This is a genomic window from Caulobacter sp. 05T431, from assembly GCF_056665975.1.
Map to the genome: position 1 here is coordinate 148,932 of NZ_JBFTKU010000004.1, position 21,605 is coordinate 170,536.

21 protein-coding genes are annotated in these 21,605 nt (G+C 72.2%); 1 reads left to right on the top strand and 20 read right to left on the bottom strand.

What is annotated here, in order from left to right; genetic code table 11:
* Positions 1 to 203 precede the first annotated feature (203 nt).
* The gene (locus tag AC1U89_RS05630) at positions 204 to 1,163 is read left to right on the top strand and encodes a hypothetical protein (protein ID WP_479898752.1); all 960 of its coding nucleotides are present in this window, start codon (positions 204 to 206) and stop codon (positions 1,161 to 1,163) included.
* A gap of 10 nt (positions 1,164 to 1,173) precedes the next feature.
* Here AC1U89_RS05630 and AC1U89_RS05635 read toward each other — a convergent pair whose 3' ends face one another.
* From AC1U89_RS05635 to AC1U89_RS05730, 20 genes are all read right to left on the bottom strand, one after another.
* Positions 1,174 to 4,269, bottom strand: a complete 3,096-nt coding sequence (locus AC1U89_RS05635) for an efflux RND transporter permease subunit (RefSeq protein ID WP_479898753.1) — start codon at positions 4,267 to 4,269, stop codon at positions 1,174 to 1,176.
* 3 nt (positions 4,270 to 4,272) lie between these two features.
* A complete protein-coding gene (locus AC1U89_RS05640; RefSeq protein ID WP_479898754.1) occupies positions 4,273 to 5,166 on the bottom strand; it encodes a hypothetical protein in 894 nt (297 codons plus the stop codon).
* The gene (locus tag AC1U89_RS05645) at positions 5,163 to 6,524 is read right to left on the bottom strand and encodes a TolC family protein (RefSeq protein ID WP_479898755.1); all 1,362 of its coding nucleotides are present in this window, start codon (positions 6,522 to 6,524) and stop codon (positions 5,163 to 5,165) included. Before AC1U89_RS05645 ends, AC1U89_RS05640 begins: the two co-directional genes overlap by 4 nt.
* A gap of 91 nt (positions 6,525 to 6,615) precedes the next feature.
* Complete coding sequence (locus AC1U89_RS05650) at positions 6,616 to 7,938, bottom strand: sensor histidine kinase (RefSeq protein ID WP_479898756.1); 1,323 nt, start codon at positions 7,936 to 7,938, stop codon at positions 6,616 to 6,618.
* On the bottom strand, positions 7,939 to 8,616 hold the full coding sequence (locus AC1U89_RS05655; RefSeq protein WP_479898757.1) for a winged helix-turn-helix domain-containing protein: 678 nt from the start codon (positions 8,614 to 8,616) through the stop codon (positions 7,939 to 7,941).
* 39 nt (positions 8,617 to 8,655) lie between these two features.
* On the bottom strand, positions 8,656 to 8,964 hold the full coding sequence (locus AC1U89_RS05660; RefSeq protein ID WP_479898758.1) for a PepSY domain-containing protein: 309 nt from the start codon (positions 8,962 to 8,964) through the stop codon (positions 8,656 to 8,658).
* A gap of 72 nt (positions 8,965 to 9,036) precedes the next feature.
* A complete protein-coding gene (locus tag AC1U89_RS05665) occupies positions 9,037 to 10,293 on the bottom strand; it encodes a class I SAM-dependent methyltransferase (RefSeq protein ID WP_479898759.1) in 1,257 nt (418 codons plus the stop codon).
* Positions 10,290 to 11,411 (bottom strand): glycosyltransferase family 4 protein, encoded by a 1,122-nt coding sequence (locus AC1U89_RS05670; protein ID WP_479898760.1) that lies wholly within the window; start codon positions 11,409 to 11,411, stop codon positions 10,290 to 10,292. Before AC1U89_RS05670 ends, AC1U89_RS05665 begins: the two co-directional genes overlap by 4 nt.
* Positions 11,411 to 12,634, bottom strand: a complete 1,224-nt coding sequence (locus tag AC1U89_RS05675; protein ID WP_479898761.1) for a hypothetical protein — start codon at positions 12,632 to 12,634, stop codon at positions 11,411 to 11,413. Before AC1U89_RS05675 ends, AC1U89_RS05670 begins: the two co-directional genes overlap by 1 nt.
* A gap of 42 nt (positions 12,635 to 12,676) precedes the next feature.
* Complete coding sequence (locus AC1U89_RS05680; protein ID WP_479898762.1) at positions 12,677 to 12,964, bottom strand: hypothetical protein; 288 nt, start codon at positions 12,962 to 12,964, stop codon at positions 12,677 to 12,679.
* 87 nt (positions 12,965 to 13,051) lie between these two features.
* Positions 13,052 to 13,726, bottom strand: a complete 675-nt coding sequence (locus AC1U89_RS05685) for an ABC transporter ATP-binding protein (RefSeq protein WP_479898763.1) — start codon at positions 13,724 to 13,726, stop codon at positions 13,052 to 13,054.
* Positions 13,723 to 15,033, bottom strand: a complete 1,311-nt coding sequence (locus AC1U89_RS05690; RefSeq protein WP_479898764.1) for a TolC family protein — start codon at positions 15,031 to 15,033, stop codon at positions 13,723 to 13,725. Before AC1U89_RS05690 ends, AC1U89_RS05685 begins: the two co-directional genes overlap by 4 nt.
* Positions 15,030 to 15,935 carry an HlyD family secretion protein gene (locus tag AC1U89_RS05695; RefSeq protein ID WP_479898765.1) on the bottom strand — a complete coding sequence of 302 codons (906 nt, stop codon included), beginning with the start codon at positions 15,933 to 15,935 and terminating at the stop codon, positions 15,030 to 15,032. Before AC1U89_RS05695 ends, AC1U89_RS05690 begins: the two co-directional genes overlap by 4 nt.
* Positions 15,936 to 15,943: 8 nt before the next feature.
* Positions 15,944 to 17,074: an ABC transporter permease gene (locus AC1U89_RS05700; protein ID WP_479898766.1), complete on the bottom strand. Its 1,131-nt coding sequence runs from the start codon at positions 17,072 to 17,074 to the stop codon at positions 15,944 to 15,946.
* A complete protein-coding gene (locus AC1U89_RS05705; protein ID WP_479898767.1) occupies positions 17,071 to 17,487 on the bottom strand; it encodes a DMT family transporter in 417 nt (138 codons plus the stop codon). Before AC1U89_RS05705 ends, AC1U89_RS05700 begins: the two co-directional genes overlap by 4 nt.
* Positions 17,484 to 18,596 (bottom strand): GNAT family N-acetyltransferase, encoded by a 1,113-nt coding sequence (locus AC1U89_RS05710; RefSeq protein WP_479898768.1) that lies wholly within the window; start codon positions 18,594 to 18,596, stop codon positions 17,484 to 17,486. Before AC1U89_RS05710 ends, AC1U89_RS05705 begins: the two co-directional genes overlap by 4 nt.
* On the bottom strand, positions 18,589 to 19,425 hold the full coding sequence (locus AC1U89_RS05715; protein WP_479898769.1) for an alpha/beta hydrolase: 837 nt from the start codon (positions 19,423 to 19,425) through the stop codon (positions 18,589 to 18,591). Before AC1U89_RS05715 ends, AC1U89_RS05710 begins: the two co-directional genes overlap by 8 nt.
* A complete protein-coding gene (locus AC1U89_RS05720) occupies positions 19,422 to 20,330 on the bottom strand; it encodes a fatty acid desaturase family protein (protein WP_479898770.1) in 909 nt (302 codons plus the stop codon). The genes AC1U89_RS05715 and AC1U89_RS05720 overlap by 4 nt, the downstream gene beginning before the upstream one ends.
* Positions 20,331 to 20,356: 26 nt before the next feature.
* Positions 20,357 to 20,725 (bottom strand): DMT family transporter, encoded by a 369-nt coding sequence (locus tag AC1U89_RS05725; protein ID WP_479898771.1) that lies wholly within the window; start codon positions 20,723 to 20,725, stop codon positions 20,357 to 20,359.
* Positions 20,722 to 21,561, bottom strand: a complete 840-nt coding sequence (locus tag AC1U89_RS05730; RefSeq protein ID WP_479898772.1) for a hypothetical protein — start codon at positions 21,559 to 21,561, stop codon at positions 20,722 to 20,724. Before AC1U89_RS05730 ends, AC1U89_RS05725 begins: the two co-directional genes overlap by 4 nt.
* Positions 21,562 to 21,605 lie beyond the last annotated feature (44 nt).

Below are 21,605 nucleotides of genomic sequence, written 5' to 3' on the forward strand. Positions count from 1 at the left end.
GACCATCTTTGCGGGGCTCAGTACTGGGTCGGGCGGACCCAGGAGCGGATCGGTGTTAAGGTCAAAGCGTTCCCCCACAAAAGTGTTGACGGAATTTAACTACTTGTGGTTACGCGAGTTGGCATGCTTCAGCTTACCCATTGCGTGTTTTTTCCGGTGACACCGGCGCCTGGCCTCCGCGTCGTCCGACAGGGACGCCGCGCGTGAGCGCCGCATCGCCGACCTCTGTTCCGACGGGCGCGAGCCAGGACCTTCAGCCTTGGGCGGTCGCCCGGGCGTCCCTCGCGTTCATCCGCGACGTCGTGCGGATCACCCGGGGAGATCGCCATTTCCTCGACGCCCTGATCTTCACCGTCGCGCTGGACGCGAACATGACGCCGGTGACCCGGGACCGAAGCCTGTTGGCCGCCTATGGCGGTCCCGAGGTCTCCACGCCCGACGAATTGCGACGCCCCGTCAGCATCAATGCGGTGGCCGCTTCGCTGCGACTGCCCCTGGAGACCGTGCGGCGACGCTTCCTCAACATGGCCCGCGCCGGCCTCTGCGTGATCGGCCCGCAGGGCGTGATCATCCCGCGCGAGGCGGTGACCTCGCCCACCTATATCGCCGAGCAGCGCGCCCGCTTCGCCCGCACGCGCGACTTCTACCAGGCGATGAAGGCGGCGGGCGCCCTGCCTGACCGAGCCGCGCGCGAAGTCACGCCGCCCACGGGCGAGCCGCTGGTGCGGGCCGCGAACTGGGCGGTCTCGGAATATGCGCTGCGGATCTGCACCGACCTGATCGCCCTCACGGGCAGCGTCGTCAGCAGCATCGTCCTGCTGGACCTGGTGCTGGCCAATATCGAACAACTGCCCCCTTCTGCGCTGCCGGACTGGGGCCATGACCCGGAGCGCCTGGGGCGGCCGGTCAGGATCGGCGCGCTGGCGGGTCCGCTGCGGGTGTCCGGCGAGACCATCCGGCGTCACCTGCTGACCTTGGAGACGATCGGCTTCTGCCGTCGCAGAGCGGGCGGCCTGGTCGCGGTCGCCCCCGACTCCGCCCGGCCGCAACTGGCCCGCATCGTCGAGACCAACAGGACCAACAGCGCGCGCCTGTTCACCCGCCTGGACCAGCTCGGCGTCCTCGACGGCTGGGACGCCGGCCAGGCGGCGCCTGGCCGATGACCAGCAGCGACTAGCGGGCCTCCAAGGCGTCGGCCGGACGCGGCGCGCGGCCGTAGCGCCAGATCAGAGACGGCAGCAGGACCAAGCTGGCGATGGTCGAGGTGATCAGGCCGCCCAGGATGACGATGGCCATCGGCCCCTGGATCTCGCGCCCGGCCTGGCCGGTCTGGATGGCCAACGGCAGGACGCCCAGCGCGGTGACCAGGGCGGTCATCAGGATCGGCGTCACCCGTTCGCGCGTCGCCTGGGCCAAGGTGGCCAGCGACCAGTCGTGGCCCTCGACCGTGATCAGATGGTCCAGGTGCGAGACCAGCAGGATGGCGTTGCGGGCCGCCACGCCGAAGAGGGTCACGAAGCCGACCAGCGAGCCCAGCGACAGGCTGCCGCCGGTCAGGGCCACGGCGACCACGCCGCCGACCAGGGCGAACGGCGCCGAGGCCAGGATCAGGCACACCGCGCGCCCGTCGCCGAAGGTAATGAGCAGCACGGCGACCACGGCGACCAGGGCGATGGCGACGTTGAACAGCAGCTGGCGCTGCGCGGCCTGGGCGCCGGCGGCCGTGCCCTGGTAGTCGACATAGACGCCCGGCGGCAGCTTGACCTGGGCGCCGATGGCCGCTTCGACGGCCTTGGTCACCTTCGCCGCGTCCTTGGGCGGCGGGTTGGTGGTGATCACCTGCCGCTGGCGACCGCCTTCGTGCGAGACGCTGGTGCGGCCGTCGGTCAGGTAGACATGGGCCACCGTCTTGAGCGGCACGACCTGGCCGCTGGCCCCGCGGATCAGCAGCTCGCCCACCGCCTCGGGGTCCTGGCGGCTGTCGGGCGTGGTGGTCACGGCGATGTCGAGGGCGCGGCTCTCCTGATAGACCTGGGCGGCGACCGAGCCCTGATAGGCGGTCTGCACCGCGTCCAGCACCTCGGCCGGGGCCAGGCCGTAGCGGGCCATGGCCGGCAGGTCGAGATCGGCGCGGACCACCGGCGTGCTGGGCGGCGTCTGGATCTTCACGTCGACCGCGCCGGGCACCTTCTCCATGACGGCGGCGATCTGGGCGGCGGTCTTGTCCAGGGTGTCGAGGTCGGCGCCGTAGACGCCGACGGCCAGGGCGGCGGTCTCGCCCGAGAGGGACTCGCCGATCCGGTCGCCCAGGAAGGTCAGGACCTCGGTCTCCAGGCCGGGATAGGAATCCAGCGTCTTGTGGATCTCCTCCTGGATGCGATCCTGGTCCTTGCCCGACAGCTTGGGCTTCAGCTCGACGTGGAACTCGCTGCGCTCCGTGCCCCAGGTGTCCTCGCCGCCCGAGGCGCGGCCGATGGTCTGCTCGACGCTCTGGACGCCGTCGATGGCCAGCAGGTCCTGGGTGATCCCCTCGCCGTACTTGCGCATCACGGTCAGGGACGTGCCGGGCGGGCCGGCGACGCCGAGCACGAAGTGGCCTTCGCGGAAGCTGGGCAGCAGCTCGGAATTAAACAGCATCAGGCCGGCGACGGTGACGAGGGTCGCCAGGATCGCGCCGATCACGGCCAGCACCGGACGGCTGGCGGCGCGCACCAGCACGGTCTCGTGCCAGGCCTTAGCCCGCAGGATCGCGCCCGGCTCGTCCGGCAGGCGGGTGCTGGACAGCAGCAGCAGGCACAGCGGCGGGGTGACGACGATGGCGACGGCTAGCGAGGCGACGGTGGCCAGGATGAACGAGGCCGCCAGGGGCGAGAAGAACGCCCCTTGCAGACCGCCCAGCATCAGCACCGGCGTCAGCACCAGGGCGACCACCAGGGTGGCGTAGATCACCGGCGCGCGCACCTCCAGCGAGGCGGCCAGCACCGTGGCGGCGGCGGGCTCGTCGCCGCGCGCGCGCAGGCGGCGGACGATGTTCTCCACGTCGATCACCGCGTCATCGACCACCACGCCCAGGGCCACGGCCAGGCCGCCCAGGGTCATGGTGTTGATCGTCCAGCCCATGGCGTCCAGCACGATCACGGCGGTCAGCAGCGACAGCGGGATCGAGACGAACGACACCAGCACCGTGCGCAGGTTGCGCATGAACAGCAGCAGGACCACGGCGATCAGCACCGCGCCGATCACCAGGTCCTCGGCGATGCCGCCGAGGGCGGCGGCGATGAAGTTGGCGGGCCGGTGCAGGCCGGCGTCGACCTTCACGCCCTGCGCGTCGAGCGCCGGCTTCAGCTCGGCCAGGGCGGCTTCCACGGCATGGGTCGCGTCCAGGGTGTTGGCCCCGTACTGGCTGGACAGGTTCACCAGCACGCCGGRCTTGCCCATGATCAGCGCCGTGCCGGTGTCGGGCGCCGGGGCGTCGACCACGTCGGCCACGTCGCCCACCCGCACCGGCGCGCCGCCGGTGGTGCTCGGGATCGGGGCGGCGGCGACGTCGGCGGCGGTCATGGCCTGGCCGCGCGCGTCGATCAGGATGCGCTGCTGGGGCGTGTCGATATAGCCGCCGCCGCTGACCCCGGTCGACGCCTTCACCGCCGCCACCATGTCGGCCAGCGACAGATCGCGCGCCGCCAGGTCGTCGGGCCGCACCCGCACCTCGAACCGACGCATCTCGCCGCCATAGACCGTGGCGCGGGCGACACCGGCGGCGGCCAGCAGGCGCGGCCGCACCGTCCATTGCACCAGGTCGCGCAACTGCATGGGGCTGAGCTTGTCGGAGGTGAAGCCGATCTTCAGCAGATCCATGGTCGACGAGGTCAGGGGCGCCACCTTGGGCGGCTGGACGCCGGCGGGCAGATTGCCCTGCACCTCGCCCAGGGCCTCGGCCACCACCTGGCGGGCGCGGTAGGGCTCGGCCCCCTCGGCGAAGGTGACGCTGACGATCGAGATGCCCTGGATGGATTCCGAGCGCACCGTGGCCACGCCCGACGCGCCGTTGACCGCCTGCTCGACCGGCCGGGTCACCAACTGCTCGACCTGCTCGGCGGTCAGGCCGGGGGCCTCGGTCTGAATCTCGGCCTGAGCCGGCACGAATTCGGGGAAGACGTCGAACTTGGCGTGGGCCAGCACGATGCAGCCGTAGAGGAACAGCAACAGGGCGGCGACGGCGACCAGGCGCGGCCTGGCCAGCGACCAGCGGACGATGGCGCTGAGCATGGGCTAGTCCCCGGCCTTGGGCGCGGTCTCGGCGGCCAGCAGGGCCGAGGCGCCGGACACCACGACCGGCTCGCCGGGCGCGAAGCCGCCGGCCGAGAACAGGCCCTCGGGTTGCGACGTCGGGGCCACCAGCGCCCGCCGCTCGAAATGGGTGGCGTCCTTGCGGACATAGGCGAAGGTCTGGCCGGCCGTCCGGATCAGGGCCGAACGCGGCACCAGCACCCCTGACCCGCCGGCCGCCCCCGACAAGGTCACCGGCGCCGACATGCCCACGCCCAGGCGCGCGGCGACCGGGCCGCGCACCACGCCCACCAGCCCGCCTGTCTGGACGCGCGGGTCGGCCGTCCGGGCCGGGCCGAGGATCGCGACGTCCACCGTCTCGCCGCTGCTCAGCTGCATCCGAGCGCTGCGGGCGCCGCCGGTCCCGGCGGGGGCGTCGATCCGCACCAGGACCGCCCGCCCCGCGACGAGTTCGGCGATCAGGCGCGAACGGGCGGCGTCGCTGGCGAAGGCGGGGCCCCATTCGAGGCCGACGCGGCGACGCAGCAGGGCCAGCTTGGCGGCGTCGGCGGCGGCCTGGGCCTGGGCGGCCTGGGCGACCTTCAGCGAGACGGTGGCGTCGGCGGCGGCCAGGGTCTTGGTCCGGGCGGCCTCGACCCGCGAAGCGGCGGCGGCGGTGGCGGCGGTGACCAGGTCGCTGTCCAAAGTGGCCAGCGGCACCGGGTCCAGGACACGGGCGAAGCCGGTCGCGGAGGCCTGCCGCCGGGCGGCCGCCAGGGGCGCGACGGTGACGCCGAGCCGCTTCTGGGTGGCCGCGTCCACCTCGACCTCGGCCGCCTGGGCCAGGCCGGTCCAGACCAAGCCGGCCGCGAGGGCCAGCACCGCCAGCTTGTTCATGGTTGGCCTCCAAGCGCACGCGACGCGGTCTGCAAAAGGGTGGTCTCTGCGGGGTCGAACGGGACGCGCAGGGCGCCTTCCAGGTCGACACCGGCGGTCAAGGCGGCGCGGCGGGCGTCGAGCACGGCCAGCTCGGCCTCGATCTGGGTCGCCTGGGCCCCCAGGTCGTCGACACGGTCGGCCTCGCCAGTCCCAGCGCTGATCGCGGTCGCGGCGGCGAGACGCCGGGCGATGGGCAGGTCGCGCTCGCGGGTCGAAGTCTCGGTGATCCGCGCCGCGCCCAAGGCGGCCCAGGCCTGGTCCACCGCGCCGAGGGCGGCGGCCTGGACCGCCTCCAGCGAGCGGCCCGCCTCGGCGCGCTTGGCCTCGGCCTGGGCGATGGCCGAACGGTTCAGGTCCATCGGCGGCAGGACCAGGCCGAGGTTGAATGGCAGCTTGGCGACGCCGTGGTCGTAGGTGTAGCCCGGCCCGACGTGGATCTCCGGATACTGCTTGGCGACCTCCAGCCGCAGGGCGCTTTCGGCCAGGTCGTAGTCGACCACCGCCCTGAGGACGTCGCGCCGGGTAAGGGCGGCGTCTCGGCGGGCCTGGGTCAGGTCCAGTCCTTCCGGCGGCGAGGTGACCGGCGCCAGCGACAGGTCGGTGACGGCGGCGGACGGCACGCCAAGCGCTTGCGCCAGGGCGGCGTCGGCCTGGACCCGGCGGGCCCGCGCATCGGCCACGCGACGGTGGGCCGCGGCCAGGTCGGTTCGCGCGGCCAGGGCCAGGCCACGATCATCCTCGCCGGCCGCCACGCGGCGGTCCAGGCGATCGGCCCGGGCCTGGCGAACGGTCTCCAGGCGTTGGGCCAGGACCATCTCGGCGTCGGCCGATAGGCGATCGGCGCGAGCCCGGGTCAAGGCGATGCGGACGGTCCACACCGCCTCGCCATAGTCGTAGAGCGCCTGGACGGCGGCGAGGTCGGCGGCGTTCAGCCGCGCGCCGCGCCGCGCGCCGATGTCCAGCGGGATGTCGGAGGCGACGCCGTACAGCCACGGCTTGGGCTCGCTCCTGGCGTATTCGGCGGTCAGGGTCAGGGTCATGCTCGGCGCGACGCGCGAGGCCTTGGCCGCCGCGACCGCCGTCCGGTACTTGGCCGCCGCCTCGGCGACGGCGGCGTTGCGCGCCAGGGCGGCCGCCAGCAGGTCGGCGCCGCTCCAGGTCGCCCCCGGCGGCTTTTCGTCCAGCCGGCGCGCCTCCATCGCTGTGGGATAGGCGTCCAGATGGACCGGCGCGGGAACATAGGTCGTGCAGCCGCCCAACAGGAACGCGACGCCGGCGAAAGCGGAGGTGACGGCGGCGAGACGGACGGCGGGCATGCAAGGCTCCTGAGCGGACCTGACTTAGCGACGGCGAACTGACGAGGTCATGACGGCCACATTGCGAATTCCCAACCTGGCGCCGCGCTGCTCATGAACCGGGGAAGCTGACCCGCGCCTCCAGACCCGGCTGAGCGTCGTGCAGTCGCACCTCGGCGCCGTGCAGGCGAGCCACGGCGGCCACCAGGGCCAGGCCCAGGCCGCTGCCCGGCGCCGAGCGGCTGTGTTCCAGGCGGTAGAAGCGATCGAACAGCTTCTCGCGCTCGGCCGCCGGCACGCCGGGGCCGTCGTCGGCCACCCACAGGACCGGCGCGCCCTGTACTCGTCCGACCCCGACCCGGATGGACGCCCCCTCCCCCGCGTGACGCAGGGCGTTCTCCACCAGGTTCACCAGCATCTGGGTCAGCAGTTCGGGGTCGCCGTCGATCGTCAGCGCAGGTTCGCCCTCCAGCCGCAGGGTCTGGCGGGCGTCCTCGGCCGAGGGTGCGAAGGCGTCGACGACCGTGCCGGCCAGTTGGGCCAGGTCGGTGGCGCGGAACGCCGCCCGACGGGCGCCGCCCTCGACCTGGGCGATGCGCAGCAGGGCCGCGAAGGTCTCGAGGATGGTGTCCAGGTCGCCCAGTGCGCCCTCGATGGCCTCGCCGCGCTCGGCCTCGCGGGCCAGGCCCGCCTCCAGCCGCTGGCGAAGCCGGGTCAGAGGCGTGCGCAGGTCGTGGGCCACGTCGTTGGACACCTGCCTCAGGCTCTCCATCAGCGTCGTGATCCGGTCGAGCATGCGGTTGATGGTCTCGGCCAGGCGGTCGAGATCGTCGCCCGAACCGCGCACCGGCACGCGGCGGCTGAGGTCGCCGTCGATGATCGCCTCGGCCGTGCCCGAGATCGCCGCCAGCCGCCGGTGGACGTCGCGGCTGAGCGCGAAACCGCCGGCCACGCCCAGGATCACCACGCCAGCGAAGGCCCAGGCGAAGCCGCGCAGCACCGCCCCATCCAGCGCCTCGATCCGCTCCTCGTCGTCGCCGACCAGCAGGCTGTAGCCGCCGGGCAGCGCCACGGTGAACACGCGGATCGGCTCGACCTCGCCGTCGCGCTGCGCGGTCTCAACGGTGGACCAGCCGGGCGCCGCGCCGCTGACCGCCAGGCGGCCGGCCAGGGGCTTCTTGTCGGGCCCCACCAGGCCGTAGTCCAGCGCGCCGGGCGTACGGTCCCGCTCGCGGACGGCCTGCACCACCCCCTCCAGGCCCTCGCTGTAGAACTCCTGGGTCAGGGCCACGGACTCGGACTGGATGCGGGCGTTGAACTGTTCGGACAGCGCGCCGCGCGTCGTGAATAGGGTGATCGCGCCCAGCGCCACCACCGACAGGGCGAACACGGCGGTGTAGAGGGCCGCCAGGCGCAAGCTGGTGGAGCGGAACATCTAGTCCGGCTCGCGCAGGCAGTAGCCCGCGCCGCGCACCGTGTGGATCAGCTCCTGGCGCTGACCGCGATCGACCTTGGACCGCAGGCGGCTCATGTGGGTCTCGACGATGTTGGTCTTGGGGTCGAAGTGGAAATCCCAGACGCTCTCCAGCAGCATGGTCCGGGTCACGACCCGGCCAGCATGGCGCATCAGATATTCCAGCAGCTGGAACTCGCGCGGCTGCAGCTCGATCCGGACGCCGCCGCGCGTGACGGTGCGCTTGAGCAGGTTCAGCGTCAGGTCGGACACCTGCAGGGTGGTGGGAACCTCCTGCGGCGGCGGACGGCGGGCCAGGGCGTTGACCCGTGCCTGCAGCTCGGCGAAGGCGAACGGCTTGACCAGATAGTCGTCGCCGCCCGCCTCCAGACCTTCCACGCGGTCGTCGATGCCGCCCAGGGCGGTCAGCAGCAGGACCGGCGTCTTGACCCCCGACGCCCTGATGGTCCGCAGGATCGCCAGGCCGTCGATCTGCGGCAGCATGCGGTCCAGCACGATCACGTCATAGGTCTCGGCGGCCGCGAGCATCAGGCCCTCGCGGCCGGTGGCGGCGTAGTCGACCGTATGGCCGGCCTCGGACAGGGCCCGCTTCAGATAGGCCGCGGCTTCCTTGTCGTCTTCGACCAGCAACAGTTTCATGCGGCCAACCTGCCTCGATTTGCCAGGCGAGGAAATCGCCTAGTCAGGGTTCTTGCCCTCGGCCGCGTTCTCCAGAACCTTGCCGTCGGCCGCGTCGACGCCGACCTCGTACGTCTTGCCGCCGGCGACGATGTCGAAGCTGTAGCGCAGGCCGCTGCCGCCGGGCTCCTTCTCCAGCTCCTTGTCGGTGACCTTGCCCGGCCGCGCCTTCAGGGCGATGGCCTGAGCCTGTTCGACGGTGATGTGCGCCGACTTGGCCAGCTCGTGGCCCGTGTAGGGCTTGGCGGCGGCCAGGACGGCGACGGGCGCGGCGGCCATCAGGGCGATGGCGACGATCAGGCGTTTCATGGTGGTTCTCCGGTTGGATGTCCCTGAAGACCACCCTGCCCGCCGCGACCTTTTGGGACGATGGCCTCCGGATTACCGATCGCCAATGGAGACGGCGTTCTCGCGGGCCCGCAGGTCGGCCTTGGCGGCGGCGACATAGTCGCGCGTCAGCGGGGCGCTCTCCTGTCGCCGGGCCAGCTGCAGCTGGAACACGACGACCTGCTCGTAGCGGAAGGCCGTTTCCGACATCGCCAGATAATATTCCCACAGACGGCAGAAGCGCTCGTCGAACAACGCGGCCGCCTCGGCGCGGCGAGCCATGAAGGCGGTGCGCCAGGCCCGCAGGGTCTCGGCGTAGTGCAGCCGCAGCACCTCGATGTCGGCGACCACCAGGCCCGACCGCTCCACCGCCTTGAGGATGTCCGACAGCGACGGCAGGTGGCCCCCCGGGAAAACGTAGCGGGTGATCCAGGGGTTGGTGACGCTGGGCGCGTCCGAGCAGCCGATCGTGTGCAGCAGCATCACCCCGTCGTCGGCCAGGCGCTCCCGGCAGGTCCGGAAGAACGTCTCGTAGTTGCCTAGGCCGACATGCTCGAACATGCCGACCGAGACGACGCGGTCGAACCGCCCCTCGACCGCGCGGTAGTCGGTCAGGGCGAACCGCGCCCGGTCGGCTAGCCCGGCCGCCTGGGCCCGATCGCGGGCGCGGGCGATCTGCTCCTCGGACAGGGTGACGCCCAGCACCTCGGCCGCGTCGGCGACGCCGGCCAAGTACAACGCCAGCCCGCCCCAGCCGCAGCCGATGTCCAGCACGCGATGATGCGGTTCCAGCAGCAGCTTGGCGGCGATGTGGCGCTTCTTGGCCAGCTGGGCGTCGGCCAGGCTCTGGCCGGGATGCTCGAAATAGGCGCAGGAATATTGCCAGTCCGGGTCCAGGAACAGGGCGTAGAGGTCATCGCCCAGATCGTAGTGATGGGCGACGTTGCGGCGCGAGCGGCCCGGGTCGTTGCGCTGGCGCCAGAGCTGAGTCGCGGTGCGGAAGCGGTCGAAGGCCTGGACGATCGGCGATGGGTTCTCCTCACCATCGTTGTCGAGGATCAGGCTGAGGAAGTCGTAGATCGAGCCCTGCTCCATCACCAGCCGGCCGTCGGTGAACAGCTCGCCGGTCCGCAGGTCGGGATCCAGCAGCAGCGCCCGGACGGCCGCGTTGTCGGTCAGGCGGGCGACGACCGGCGCGCCCGCCCCGTCGCCGAACGCCAGGCGCTCGCCGGACGGCGTGACCAGGGTCAGGGCGCCGCGCCGGACCAGCGGCCTCAGCGCCTTGCCCAGCGCCCAGGTCTCCAGGCTCACGAGGCGGGGCTCGCGATCGCCTGGACCTCGGCGTCGCGTCGGACGGGCAGCCGGGCGAAGATCTCCGCGCCCGCGGCCGCGAACCGGGCCTGGCCGAACCGTTCCAGCACGCGCGCCCGCGCGGTCTCGCCCATCCGCGCCAGTTTACGCGGCGAGCTCAGCAACCGCTTCAGCGCCTTGGCCAGTTCCTCGGGATCACAGGGTGGGACGACGCTTCCGGTCAGTCCGTCCACCACGCTGTAGGGCATCTCGCCCACGGCGGTGACCAGGGCCGGCAGGCCCGCCTGCATCGCCTCATGCACCGCGATGCACAGGCCTTCGCGCCGCGACGGCTGCAGGTACAGGTGCAATCCGGCCAGGAAGTCACGCGGCGCGTCGCGGAAGCCGACGAGCCGGACGTTGTCCAGACCGGCCTGGTCGATCATGGCCTGCAGATGCTCGCGCTGGGCGCCCTCGCCGGCGATCTCCACCTCGAACGGCGCGGGCGCGACGAAGCCCTTCGCACGCAGAAGCGCCAGGGCCTTGATCAGGACGTCATAGCCTTTGGCGGTGTGGAGCCGTCCCAGCGCGCCCAGGCGCAGGGTCTCGCCCGGCCGCCAGGGCGTCGCCTGGGGCGCGGTCGCGTCGGCGGCGAACAGCGGCCAGGTGGTCAGGCGGTCGGCCTTCACCTTCAGCCGCGAGGCGGTCAGGGCCGTCACGCTGTGGGAGTCGCCGATCCACAGGTCCGACAGCCCCTGGGTCGCCCGCAGCAGCAGGCGGTTGGCGGTCTTCAGATAGGCGCTGTGCTGCCAGCTGACGACCGGCACGCCGCGCCGCAGGCCGACGATCTGGCCCAGCAGGGTGGCGCGGGTCAGGGAGGTCCACAGCAGGTCCGGTTGCGCGTCGGCCACCATCCGGTCCAGCCAGGCCAGGGCCGCGGCGTGGTCCTTCTCGCCGCCCTCGCGGACATGGACCTCAAGCCCCTGGCGGGTCATCGGCGGCAGGGCCCGGCCGTCGCGGCGGGTCAGGGCCAGGATCTCGACCTTCGCGCCCAGGGTGGTCAGCACCTTGGCCACGGCCGGCACGGGCAAGGCGGCCCCGCCGCCCTCGACCGAATTGATCACGTAGAAGATGCGCATCAGAACGCCTCCGTCCCGGTCCGCACCGTGTCGCGGAAGGCGGCGGCCGGGGGATCGGGCCAGGCCTGTCCGGCGAACCGGGCCACCGCCCGCGCCGCGCGCTGCGCCGAGGGTTCGTCCGTCAGATCGAAGCTTTCGTCGAACAGGGCCTCCTGCACGGGCCGCCAGACGCCCCCGTGCTCCCGGCGGGACCGCTCCATGGCCGCGCCCAGGTCGGCGACGTCCTCGATGACCGGCCCCGTGCGCCAGTGGCCGAAGTTGGGATCGCCGGTCCAGGCGAAGCGGTGGGTGTTGAGGAACACGCACGGCCGCGGCTTGAGCAGGAACTCGTAGACCTGGCTGCTAACGTCGCCGAGATAGAGGTCGGCGCGCTGAGTGTAGGCCATGGTCGTCGAGGCCCGGCTGCCCAGGTCGATATGGATGTTGGGCGCGCGCAGATAGCGCTCCTCGATCCGCCCGGCGCGGTCCAGCCGCAGCTTGTCTATCGTCGCCACGAACGGCCGCTCGAACAGCATGACGTGCGGCGCGAAGATCAGGTGATGGTCGTCGTGCTCGACGAACCAGTCCAGCACCTGTCGGCCCGCCTCGTACCAGGACGACAGGTGCGGCGAGACGTGCGGGTTGTAGAGCGTCACCGGCCGACCGTCGTCGAGCAGAGGATGGGTCGTCGCCTTCGCCGACAGCAGGTCGAACTTGGGATAGCCGACGATCGAGATCCTGGCCGGATCGACGCCGGTCTCGTGGATCAGGCGATCGCGGATCTTGCGGCCCGAGACCAGCACGTGGTCGAAGCCGGCGCTGGCCTTGTCGAAGCCGATGGCGCGGTCGCCGGCCCCGTGTCGGGTATGGACGATCTTCAGGTCCTTCAGCCCGTAACGGGTCTTGAGGATCAGAGAGGTCTTCTCGGCCACCACCAAGATGTCCAGCGAGCGGAAGAAGTCGAGGTTGTCGCTGTAGACCAGCAGCTTGGTGGCCGGCAGCACGGCCTCGGTCGTGGCGGCCAGCAGCTTGGACGAACGCTTGGTCAGGCCAAGCTCGACCAGGCCGACGCCGTGGCCGATCAGACCGCCGCCCAGCCGGATCACCTCGGCGGTCAGCCGCCGGTTGGTGGTGGCGACCACGATCTCCAGATCGCCGCCGCCGCGCGCCAGGGCCAGGGCGATCGGCAGGCTGTGCGCCACCTGATGGACCTGGTCGTGATTGAAGAGGAATCCGATCCGCATGGTCCAACGACGCCAGGCCTCGGAAAACCCCTCATCGATTTTTCAGGCCGCCCGGCGCGGCAGGCTGGCGGGTCGGACCACACGCGCCTTGAGCCGATCCATCAAGGCCCCCAGCGTGACGCAGTCGGCGCCGACGAGGTCGTCGATCTCGACCTGGAAGTGATCCTCGATCTCGACCAGCACCGCCTCGTAGGCCTCCAGCGGAAGCCGCAGGTCACAGATCCGGGTCGGGCGCTGCAGCATGTAGCGGGCCAGGCCCGCCTTGGTGGAGATCAGGTTGGCGACGTCGTCGTCGGTCAGGAAGGCGTGGGCGAAAAGGGCGTCGGTCATGGCGCGAAACTCCCAGGGAGGGTCTGGTCCAATGACGCCGGGCGGCCGCCTCCCCCTCACCGATTTGCCTCGAGGAAACACCGGGGCTCAGGCCAGCATCCGACCGTCTTCCATCCGCAGGACCTGGTCGGCCAGGTCGGCCAGGCGCGCGTCATGGGTCACGCACACGACGGTGGCGCCGCTGGCGTGCGCCTCGGCCCGCAGCAGGGCCGCGATCTGCCGGCCGTTCTCGGAATCCAGGGCCGAGGTCGGCTCGTCGGCGAAGATCAGGGCCGGCCGCTTGGCCAGGGCGCGGGCGATGGCGACGCGCTGCTTCTCGCCGCCTGACATCTCACCCGGCCGGTTCGACATCCGCCGCTCCAGCCCCACCGCCGCCAGGGCCTGGGCGGCGCGGGCCTTGGCCTCCCGCGCCGAGGCGCCCAGACGCCGCAGCACGATCTCGACCTGCTCGCTGGCGGTCAGGGCCGGCAGCAGGTGGAAGCCCTGGAAGATGAAGCCGGAATGGGCCAGCCGGAAGCGATCGCGCTGGTCGGCGCTCATCGGCGCGAGGGCGCTGCCCAGGGCCTCGACCGATCCGGCGTCGGGGCTGAGCAACCCGGACAGGATCGCCAGCAACGTCGACTTCCCCGACCCGGACGGCCCCGTGATCATCACCATCTCGCCGGGTCGCAGGTTCAGGCTGACCGGATGCAGGGCGTCGATCCGCTGGACGCCCTCGCCATAGTGTTTCCGCACCGCTTCGGCGCGCAGGGAAAGGCTCATGTGGCGCGTCCGCCCAGGGCCAGCAGCAAGGCGACATAGGCCTGGGCGCGGGCGGCCTGGGCGTCGGTCAGCGCCACGTCGGCGTCGACGGCGCGCGCCTCCAGCGCCGCCAGGGCCATGCCGTCGATGTCGCCGTCCTCATGTCGGGTCTGGCCGGCTCCGAACGCCCGGACCGCCTGGGTCCAGGCCCGGTTCGCCACCGCCTCGGCCGCGGCGGCGTCCTGCAGCGTCGCCAGGTTCAGCCGCGCCTGGCCCCAGGCCTCGCCCACCGCCTTGCGGTAGGCCAACTCGGCCAGCCGCGCCTCGGCCTCGGCGCCGCGCTTGCGGGCCTTGGCCGCGCCACCGTCCAGCAGCTCGTGCGTCAGGCCGCCGGCGACCGCCCAGGCCAGGGCCCTCACGTCGAGGAGATAGAGCAGGTCGGGATCGCCGGACCCGATGCCGGCGGTCAGCACGAACCGGGGCCGCGACGCGGCGACCGCCTCGGCCCGACGGGCGTCGGCCGCCTTCAGACGGGCGAAGGCGGCCTGGATGTCGGGGCGCGCCTGGACCGCCTCGGACGAAACCATCGGCGCCGACGGCGTGATCGGGATCTCGTCGCCGGCATAGGCCGGCTCGTCGATGGGGCCGTCCTGCCCAAGCAAGTGGCCCAGTCGCATCCGATCGCCCTCCACCGCGTGCGCGGCGCGCTGGACCTCGGCGCCGGCCTGGGCGGTCGCCAGGCGCGCCGTCGTCAGGTCCTCTTCCCTGGCCGAGCCCTCCAGGACGCGGCGGCCAATCAGGTCTTGGGTCCGCCGCGCCACGTCCGCCCGGACCTCGGCCGCGGCCCGGTGCTCCTGGTCGGCACGCAGCGCCACATAGGTGCGGGCGACCTCGGCCAGCACCAGGTGACGGGCGGACGCGGCGTCCTGCAGGGCKGCGGCCTCGTCGGATCGAGCCGCGTCGACCCCGTGCTTCAGGCGATGGAAGAGGTCGACYTCGTAGCCGCCCGACACCGGCGCGCCGGCTCCGACGCTGCTCGACGAGAAGTCCGCGCCGCCCGCCGCGGCCTCGACGCCGATCGTCAGGTGCGGCCGGCGCCCGGCGCGGGCCAGATCGACATCGGCGCGCGCCCTCTCCAGCCGCGCCAGGGCCATGCGGATGTCCAGCGATCCCTGGTCGGCCCGCGTCAGCAGGTCGGCCAGCACCGGATCGTCCAGGGTGGGCGACCACGGAGCCGCCGCCTGCGGCGCGGCGGTCTGAGCCGTYGCGGTTCCCGCCATCGCCGGCGTCGTCGCCAGGAGGGCGGCCAGAAGAAGACGCCCGATCATCCGCCGATCCTCGCCAGCACGCGTTGGCCCAGGCGCAGGTTGTTCGGTTCGTCGAACGCCAGGACCAGACGCAGCACCCGGCCGTCGGCGCGACCGCCCGGCTGATCGTCCAGGGCCGCGGCCTCGAACGACGGCGAGATCCGCAGCACCCGCGCCTTCATCACCCGCCCGCCGCCGGCGGCGTCGGTGACCCAGGCGACGGCGCCGGGCATGACCCGGCCGACGAAGGCCTCGTCCAGTTCCGCGCGGACGATCCGGGGACCATCCGGGGCCAGCACGAACAGCGGCGTTCCCGAGGCGGCCACCGCCGCCGCGCCCACCGCCGCCGTCCGGCGCAGGACCAGGCCCGATACCGGCGCACGGACGGTGCGGGCGGTCTGTTCGAGGTCGGCCAGCCGCTGGCGGGCGCGCGCCACGTCGACGGCGCGCGCCGCMTCGTCGGTCTGCGCCGCCGCCACGGTCGCCGCCTGCCTGGCCTGTTCGGCTTCGCGCCGGGTGGCGGCGTCCGCCGAGGCCAGCCGGCCCAGGCGCGCGGCCTCCTGCTGGGCGGCCGCCGAACGCGCCTGGGCCTMGCGCCAGGCGGCTTCCTGCTGGGCGGTCTCCGCGGCGGCCTGCGCCGCCAGCAGGGCGTTGCGATCGACATCGAGCTGGGCCAGGACCGCGCCACGATCGACGTGGGTGCCCTCCTCCACATTGACCTGGGAGATCAGGCCGTCGCGCGGCGCGGCGACCGGGATCAGCCCGCCCTCGGCGGCGACCACGCCTCTGGCGACGGCGGCCGGCGCCGGACGGTTCTGGGCGCTGGCGGCGTCGGGTCCCTTCTGGCAGGCGGCCAACAGCGTCCCCGCCGCCAGGAGGACCGGGATCAGGACGCGACCGTTCGGCGCGTGGCGAAGCATCATCGAGAACCTCACAGAAGCAACGCGGCCGGATCGGCCCGCGCGACACGGCGCAGCGCCCACAGGCCCGAACCGAAGGCGACCACCGCGACCAGGCCGATCGCGCCGGCGACCATCGGCGCCGTCAGGATCAACGGCGTGGCGCCCAGCCGCGCCACGGCCGCCAGGATCGCGGCCAGCAGACCGGCCAGCAGCACGCCCGCCGCCGCGATCCACGCGGTCTGGGCCAAGACGATCACGCGTAGCGCGCCGATGGTGAAACCCAGGGCCCGCAAGGCCGCGTAGTCCTTGAGCGAGGCGGCGACGGCGGCCGCCAGGGTCTGGCTGGTGACGATCACCGCCACCAGGATCGCCACGGCGCTGCCGAAGACGAAGGCCACGCCCGCACCGGACTCTGCCAGCCAATAGCGCACGCTGCGGTCGGCGAAGGCCTGGCTGGTCATCGGCTCGAAGCCGCGCTGGCGGCCCACCTCGCGCAGGTCGGCGACGGCGGCGCGGGCCTGAGCCGGATCGACGAGCCGGGCGGTGAAGTAGGCGGCCCCCTCCCCGACGCCGATCGCCGGGTCCAGCCGCCGGGCCGTGGCGGCCGAGGCGATGACATTGACGCCGCCCAGGGCGCGCAGGCCCTCGGTCACGCCGACGATCCGCACCCGCCGGCCGTTGATCTCGGCCAGGCCGCCGACGCTGGTCTCCAGCTTGCCGAGGTCGGCGCGATCGATCAGTACCGAGTCCGGCTCGGCCAGGGCGGCGCGCAGGGTGCTCGGGAGCGCGTCGGACAGCACCATGGCGCCGGGCGTGGGGTCCAGGCCGACGATGTAGACGTTGACCATGCCGTGGCGGCTGGTGCGCCATTCGCCCGAGCCCCAGTAGAACGGCTCGACCTGGGCGACGCGGGGGTCGGCGCGCAGGAACAGCTCGGTGGCTCCGCCGATCGGCCGGCCCAGGTCGATGCTCTGCACGCCCGGGAACCCGACCCACAGGTCGGCCGACGATCGGGTCACATAGACGCTGGCCAGCGAGAACACGCCCAGGATCAGGCCCGCCTGCAGCAGGACCAATAGGCCGGAGAACCCGACGGCCACGGCGGCCGGCGCGAACCGTCGCCAGTCGAACAGCAGGGTCTTGAGCGCGACGCCGGTCATGCGACGGGTCCCGGCGGCGTCTCGCGCCCGCCGCGTCCGATTAGCCAGACGCCGGCCAGGATGGCCAGGCTGCCCACGACCTGCAGCAGGCCGACAGGCTCATGGAACACCACCGCGCTGGCGGCGATGATCAGCACGTAGCTGACCGCCGACAGCGGAAAGGCCGCGCTCAAAGGCATCTCCGACAGCACGGTCATCCACGCCACGAAGCTGGCGATCTCGCAGACCAGCAGGACCTGGACGCTGGGCAGGCGCGCGGCGGCCAGCAGCCACTCGGCGTCGAACCGCATGTCCACCAGGTGCGCGGCCGAGGCCTTGGCGGCGATCTGGTACCCCAGGGTCAGCAGCGGCAGGACGGCGAACAGCACCATGGGCGCCAGGCGGCGGCGGGGCGCGGGGGCGACGGCGGTCATGCGGCCAGCCCTTCGGCGGGATCGCCCATGACCAGCGGCGCCAGGGCGCGCAAGGCGCCGTTCAGCAGGTTGTTGCGATGGCGGAAGTACATCGTCGAAGGGGTCAGCCGGCTGCCCAGCCGGACCTTGTCGGCGAGGTTGGCCTGTCCGCTCCGGTAGCGCTTCAGGCCGCGCTGGAGACAGCGCTCCAGATTACAGAACCAGCTGAGGAAATAGAGGTTGTGGGCCCGGCCGCGCTCGGCCTCCATGCAGAAGAACTTGTCGAGCAGGACCTCGCCGTCCTCCAGCAGCAGGTTGAAGGCCAGCAGGTCGTCGCCCGCGTAGTACAGCGCGAAGACCGCCCGGCCGGGCAGGCGCGCCGCCACCTCGGTGAAGAAGGCGGGGGTCAGGGTCTCCAGCTGGGCCGAAGCCCGCGCCAGGGTCTGGTGGTACAGCGCCATCGCCCGGGGCAGATCGGCGCCGAGCGAGGTCCGCAGCTCCACCCGGACGCCGGATCGCGCGCGCAGCTTGCGCCGCATGTCGCGCCGCACGCCGCTGGAAAGGCCGGCCAGATAGGTTTCGATATCGGGGAAATTGATGTTCAGATCGGCGATCGCCTGGCCGGGCACGGGGCTGTAGCCCGCGGCGGCCGTGCCCCGCGACCACAGGTCGGCCTGGGCGAAGTCGGCGTCCTTCACGCCGGTCAGGGCGCAGTCCGCTCGGGCGGCCTCGTCCTCGAAAGCCCGGATCAGGGCGCTCAGGACGGCGGGGCGGTCGGCCTCGGGCAGCTCCGGCGCGAAGCCGGCCGTGGCGGTCTCGGTGCAGGGCGAGCCCAGGCAGGCCAGCCTGGGGGTCATCACCCCCGGCGCAAGGCGACGGATCCGCTCGGCGATCCGCCGGCTTGCCCCTTCGAACGTGGTCTCCAGGCGATAGTCAGTGACGAAGGCCGGAACCGCGCCGACCAGGCGACCGTCGCGATGGGCCAGCACGTAGCGCCACGCGAAGCCCTCCAGTCCGGCCCCCTCGATGGCGCGCAGATAGTCGAACCCCTCCAGCGCCCCGCCGAACAGGGCGTCCCACTGCCCGCGCGGCAGGTCGTCGAGCGTGGTCAGGACCCGGGTCTCAAACATGGGACCTGAGCTCCAGCTCCTCCGCCGCCTGCGGAACCTCGGCGCTGAAGAAGGCCGCGGTCATCGCCGCCACCCGGTCGCGCTCCTGGTCGACGTGGATCATGTGATAGCTGTCGTCGAGCAGGTGCAGGCGCGTGGGTCCGCCCAGGGCCTTCTCCAGGCGATAGGCGTTGCGCGGATGGCTCATGTCGTCGTCGCGGGCGTGGAGGATCAGGGTCGGCGTCTCGATCGCCTTGCCGATCCGCTCCAGCCGCCGGCCCATGCGGTACATCTGGTAAAGGGCGCCCAGCGGCAGACGGTCGATCGCGCCCTCGATCAGCCCCCCCGGCGCGCGCTCGGCCAGGCCGCGCAGGCGCTCGTCCTTCAGCCCGAACGGATGGGTCTCGGCCCAAGCCAGGCTGCGGACGCCCGGCAGGTTGGCGACCAGCTGGATCACCGGCGCGGCGACCGCGAAGCGCGGCATGTTCCAGCCGTCGTACTCGAAGGTCATCGAATAGACCGCCGCGGCGTGGACGCTGGGGCGTTCGGCCGCCAGCATCAGCCCCAGGGCGCCGCCTACGCAGATCCCGGCCACCGACACGGTGTCGACCTCGCCTGCGAACCGGTCATAGGCCTCGACCAGACCCTCCAGCCAGTCGCGCCAGGTGGTGCGCAGCAAGGTGGCCTCGTCGGCGCCGTGGCCTGGCAGCAGGGGCGCGTGGACCTCGAAGCCCCGCCGCGCCAGGCGCTTGGCCAAGGGCTTCATCTCGGCCGGGGCGCCCGTCAGGCCGTGGATCAGCATGACGCCATGGCCCGAGCGGCCGACCAATCTCAGGGGCTGGACGCTCATGGGCGCACCGCCCGTTCACGGCGATTGGCGCGGGCCAGGAAACCCAGGGCGTGGGCCGGGCCGATGACGTGGACGCCGTGGGCGGCCTGCTGCTCGACCAGCGCCCGGCGCAGGGCCGGCAGCCGGGTCCAGTGCACGGCCGGGCGGTAGTGGTGCTCGGCGTGATGGCCGTTGTTGAACCAGGTGAGGTTGTAGACCGGATCGTAGCTGGAGACGCCCCAGGCGATCGGGGTCTCGGGATCGCCGTTGAAGTGCTCGTAGTAACCGTTCAGCTGCGACAGGCATTCGCCCAGATAGTAGAACGGCAGCAGGAACAGCACCGCGCGCCAGTCGATCAGGGCCATGGCGATCGCGAAGGCCGCCACCGCGGCCAGCTCGATGCGGCCCCAGCGGGCGTCGGCGTCGCGGCCGCGGGCCTTCAGGGCCTGGTGGACAGAGCCGCCGCTGTCGCGGAAGAAGCCCAGGAACACGTAGGACCAGACGCTTTCCGGTTGGCCGTCCTTGCCGTGTCGGTAGATCGATAGCCAGTCGCGGGTCTGGCCGTCGGGACCGGGGCGGTCGCTGTTGCCTTCGTGGTGACGCAGGTGGACCCAGGTGTAGAAGGTCTGGGAAAAGCCGATGGCCACCGACTCCAGCAGCGAGAAGGCGCGGTTCAGGGCCTTGGACCGGAAGTACGGCGTGTGCAGGAAGTTGTGCGAGACGCCGTTGACGTTCCAGCTGATCGCCAGGGCGTAGCCGAGGCCGCACAGCAGTTGGCCCCACCAGGGGCGGTTGGCCGAACCGACCACGATCCAGACCACGAACGCCAGGTGGGCCACGGCGGCGGCCACCGGGACCAGGTCCCAGAGGGTCCAGGCCATCAGGCCCTTGGTGCGCTTCGGTAGACGGAAATCTCGCGGCGTCATGACGCTCGCTCCACGGTTCGAAGAGGTCACAGGCCCGACAGCCCCACGCAGGTGACGCCGGCGGCGACCAGGGCCGCGCCGGCGATCTGGATGGAGGTCAGGCGTTCCTTGAGGATCAGGGTTCCGGCCAGGGGCACGCCGGCGTAGGTCAGGGTCATGATCGGGAAGGCCAGGCCCAGCGGCGTGGTCTCCAGGACCATCACCCAGGCGACCATCTCGACGAACCAGAAGACGATCCCAACCCACAGCGTGGGCTGGACGGCCAGCGCGACCAGATAGGCCGCCTTGCCTTCGGCGCCGTCGGAGGCGGCCTTGAAACTCAGTTCGCGACCGATCTCGGTGACGATGCAGAACGCCAGCAGGCCCGCGGTGGAGGCGGTCAGGGCGGCGCTCACGACGCCACCTCCGCGAACAGCGACAACAGGCGCAGGTTGGTCGCCTCGTTGGTCCGCGCCAGGTCGCCCGGCACGCCGCCGCGCGGCTGGTCCAGGAAGGCCTCGCCGCGCTTGAGCAGGTTCGACAGCAGGTCCGGCCCATAGCGCGGGGGCGACCAGTCGCCGACCACGTCGGCGCCGATCAGCCGCGCACGGCCGGCCACGGCGCGGACCAGGCGCTCCAGCCCGTCCAGGCTGAGCTGCCCCTGATCCCAGTTGGTGACCGCGTCGTCCGGGCGCAGGACGTCCTTGTCGATGGTGACATAGATCGCCGGCGTGGTGATCCGCGAAGCCAGCAAGGCCGCGAAGCCGTCCTCGCCCATCGCACGCATCGACGGCCAGCTTTGGTCGCCCACCCGCAGGATCGGACCGCCGTCCGGCGCGCGCCAGGGATAGAGCTCGACCCGGCCTTCGGCGACCAGGTCCAGGTCGGCCCGCTTGGTCTCGGGCCGGTCGATGTCGCCGCTGCACACCCCGACCGTGATCACCCTGGCCACGCCGGGCAGCCGCGCGGCGCGACCGACCCAAGAGCCGCAGTGCAGGCCGTTCTTGAACCGCACCCAGTCGGGATGGTTGTCGAAATGGACGACCGTCACGGGCCCCGCGTCGGACGCCGCGATGGCCCGCTCGATCAGCAGCGGCGTGACGTGATGGAAGTCGCCCGAGCCGGCGAACACCAGGTCTGGCCCCGCCCCCGCCGGCGCGCGATCGCGCAGGCGGGCGGCCAGGGAAGCCAGGGCCCGGGGCCGGCTCCACAGGCGCAGGGCCGGCCCCAGGTCCTGAGCTTCGACGGTCACGGCCCGGCGGTCACGCAATGCAGATTGCGCGTCCAAGGCATTGT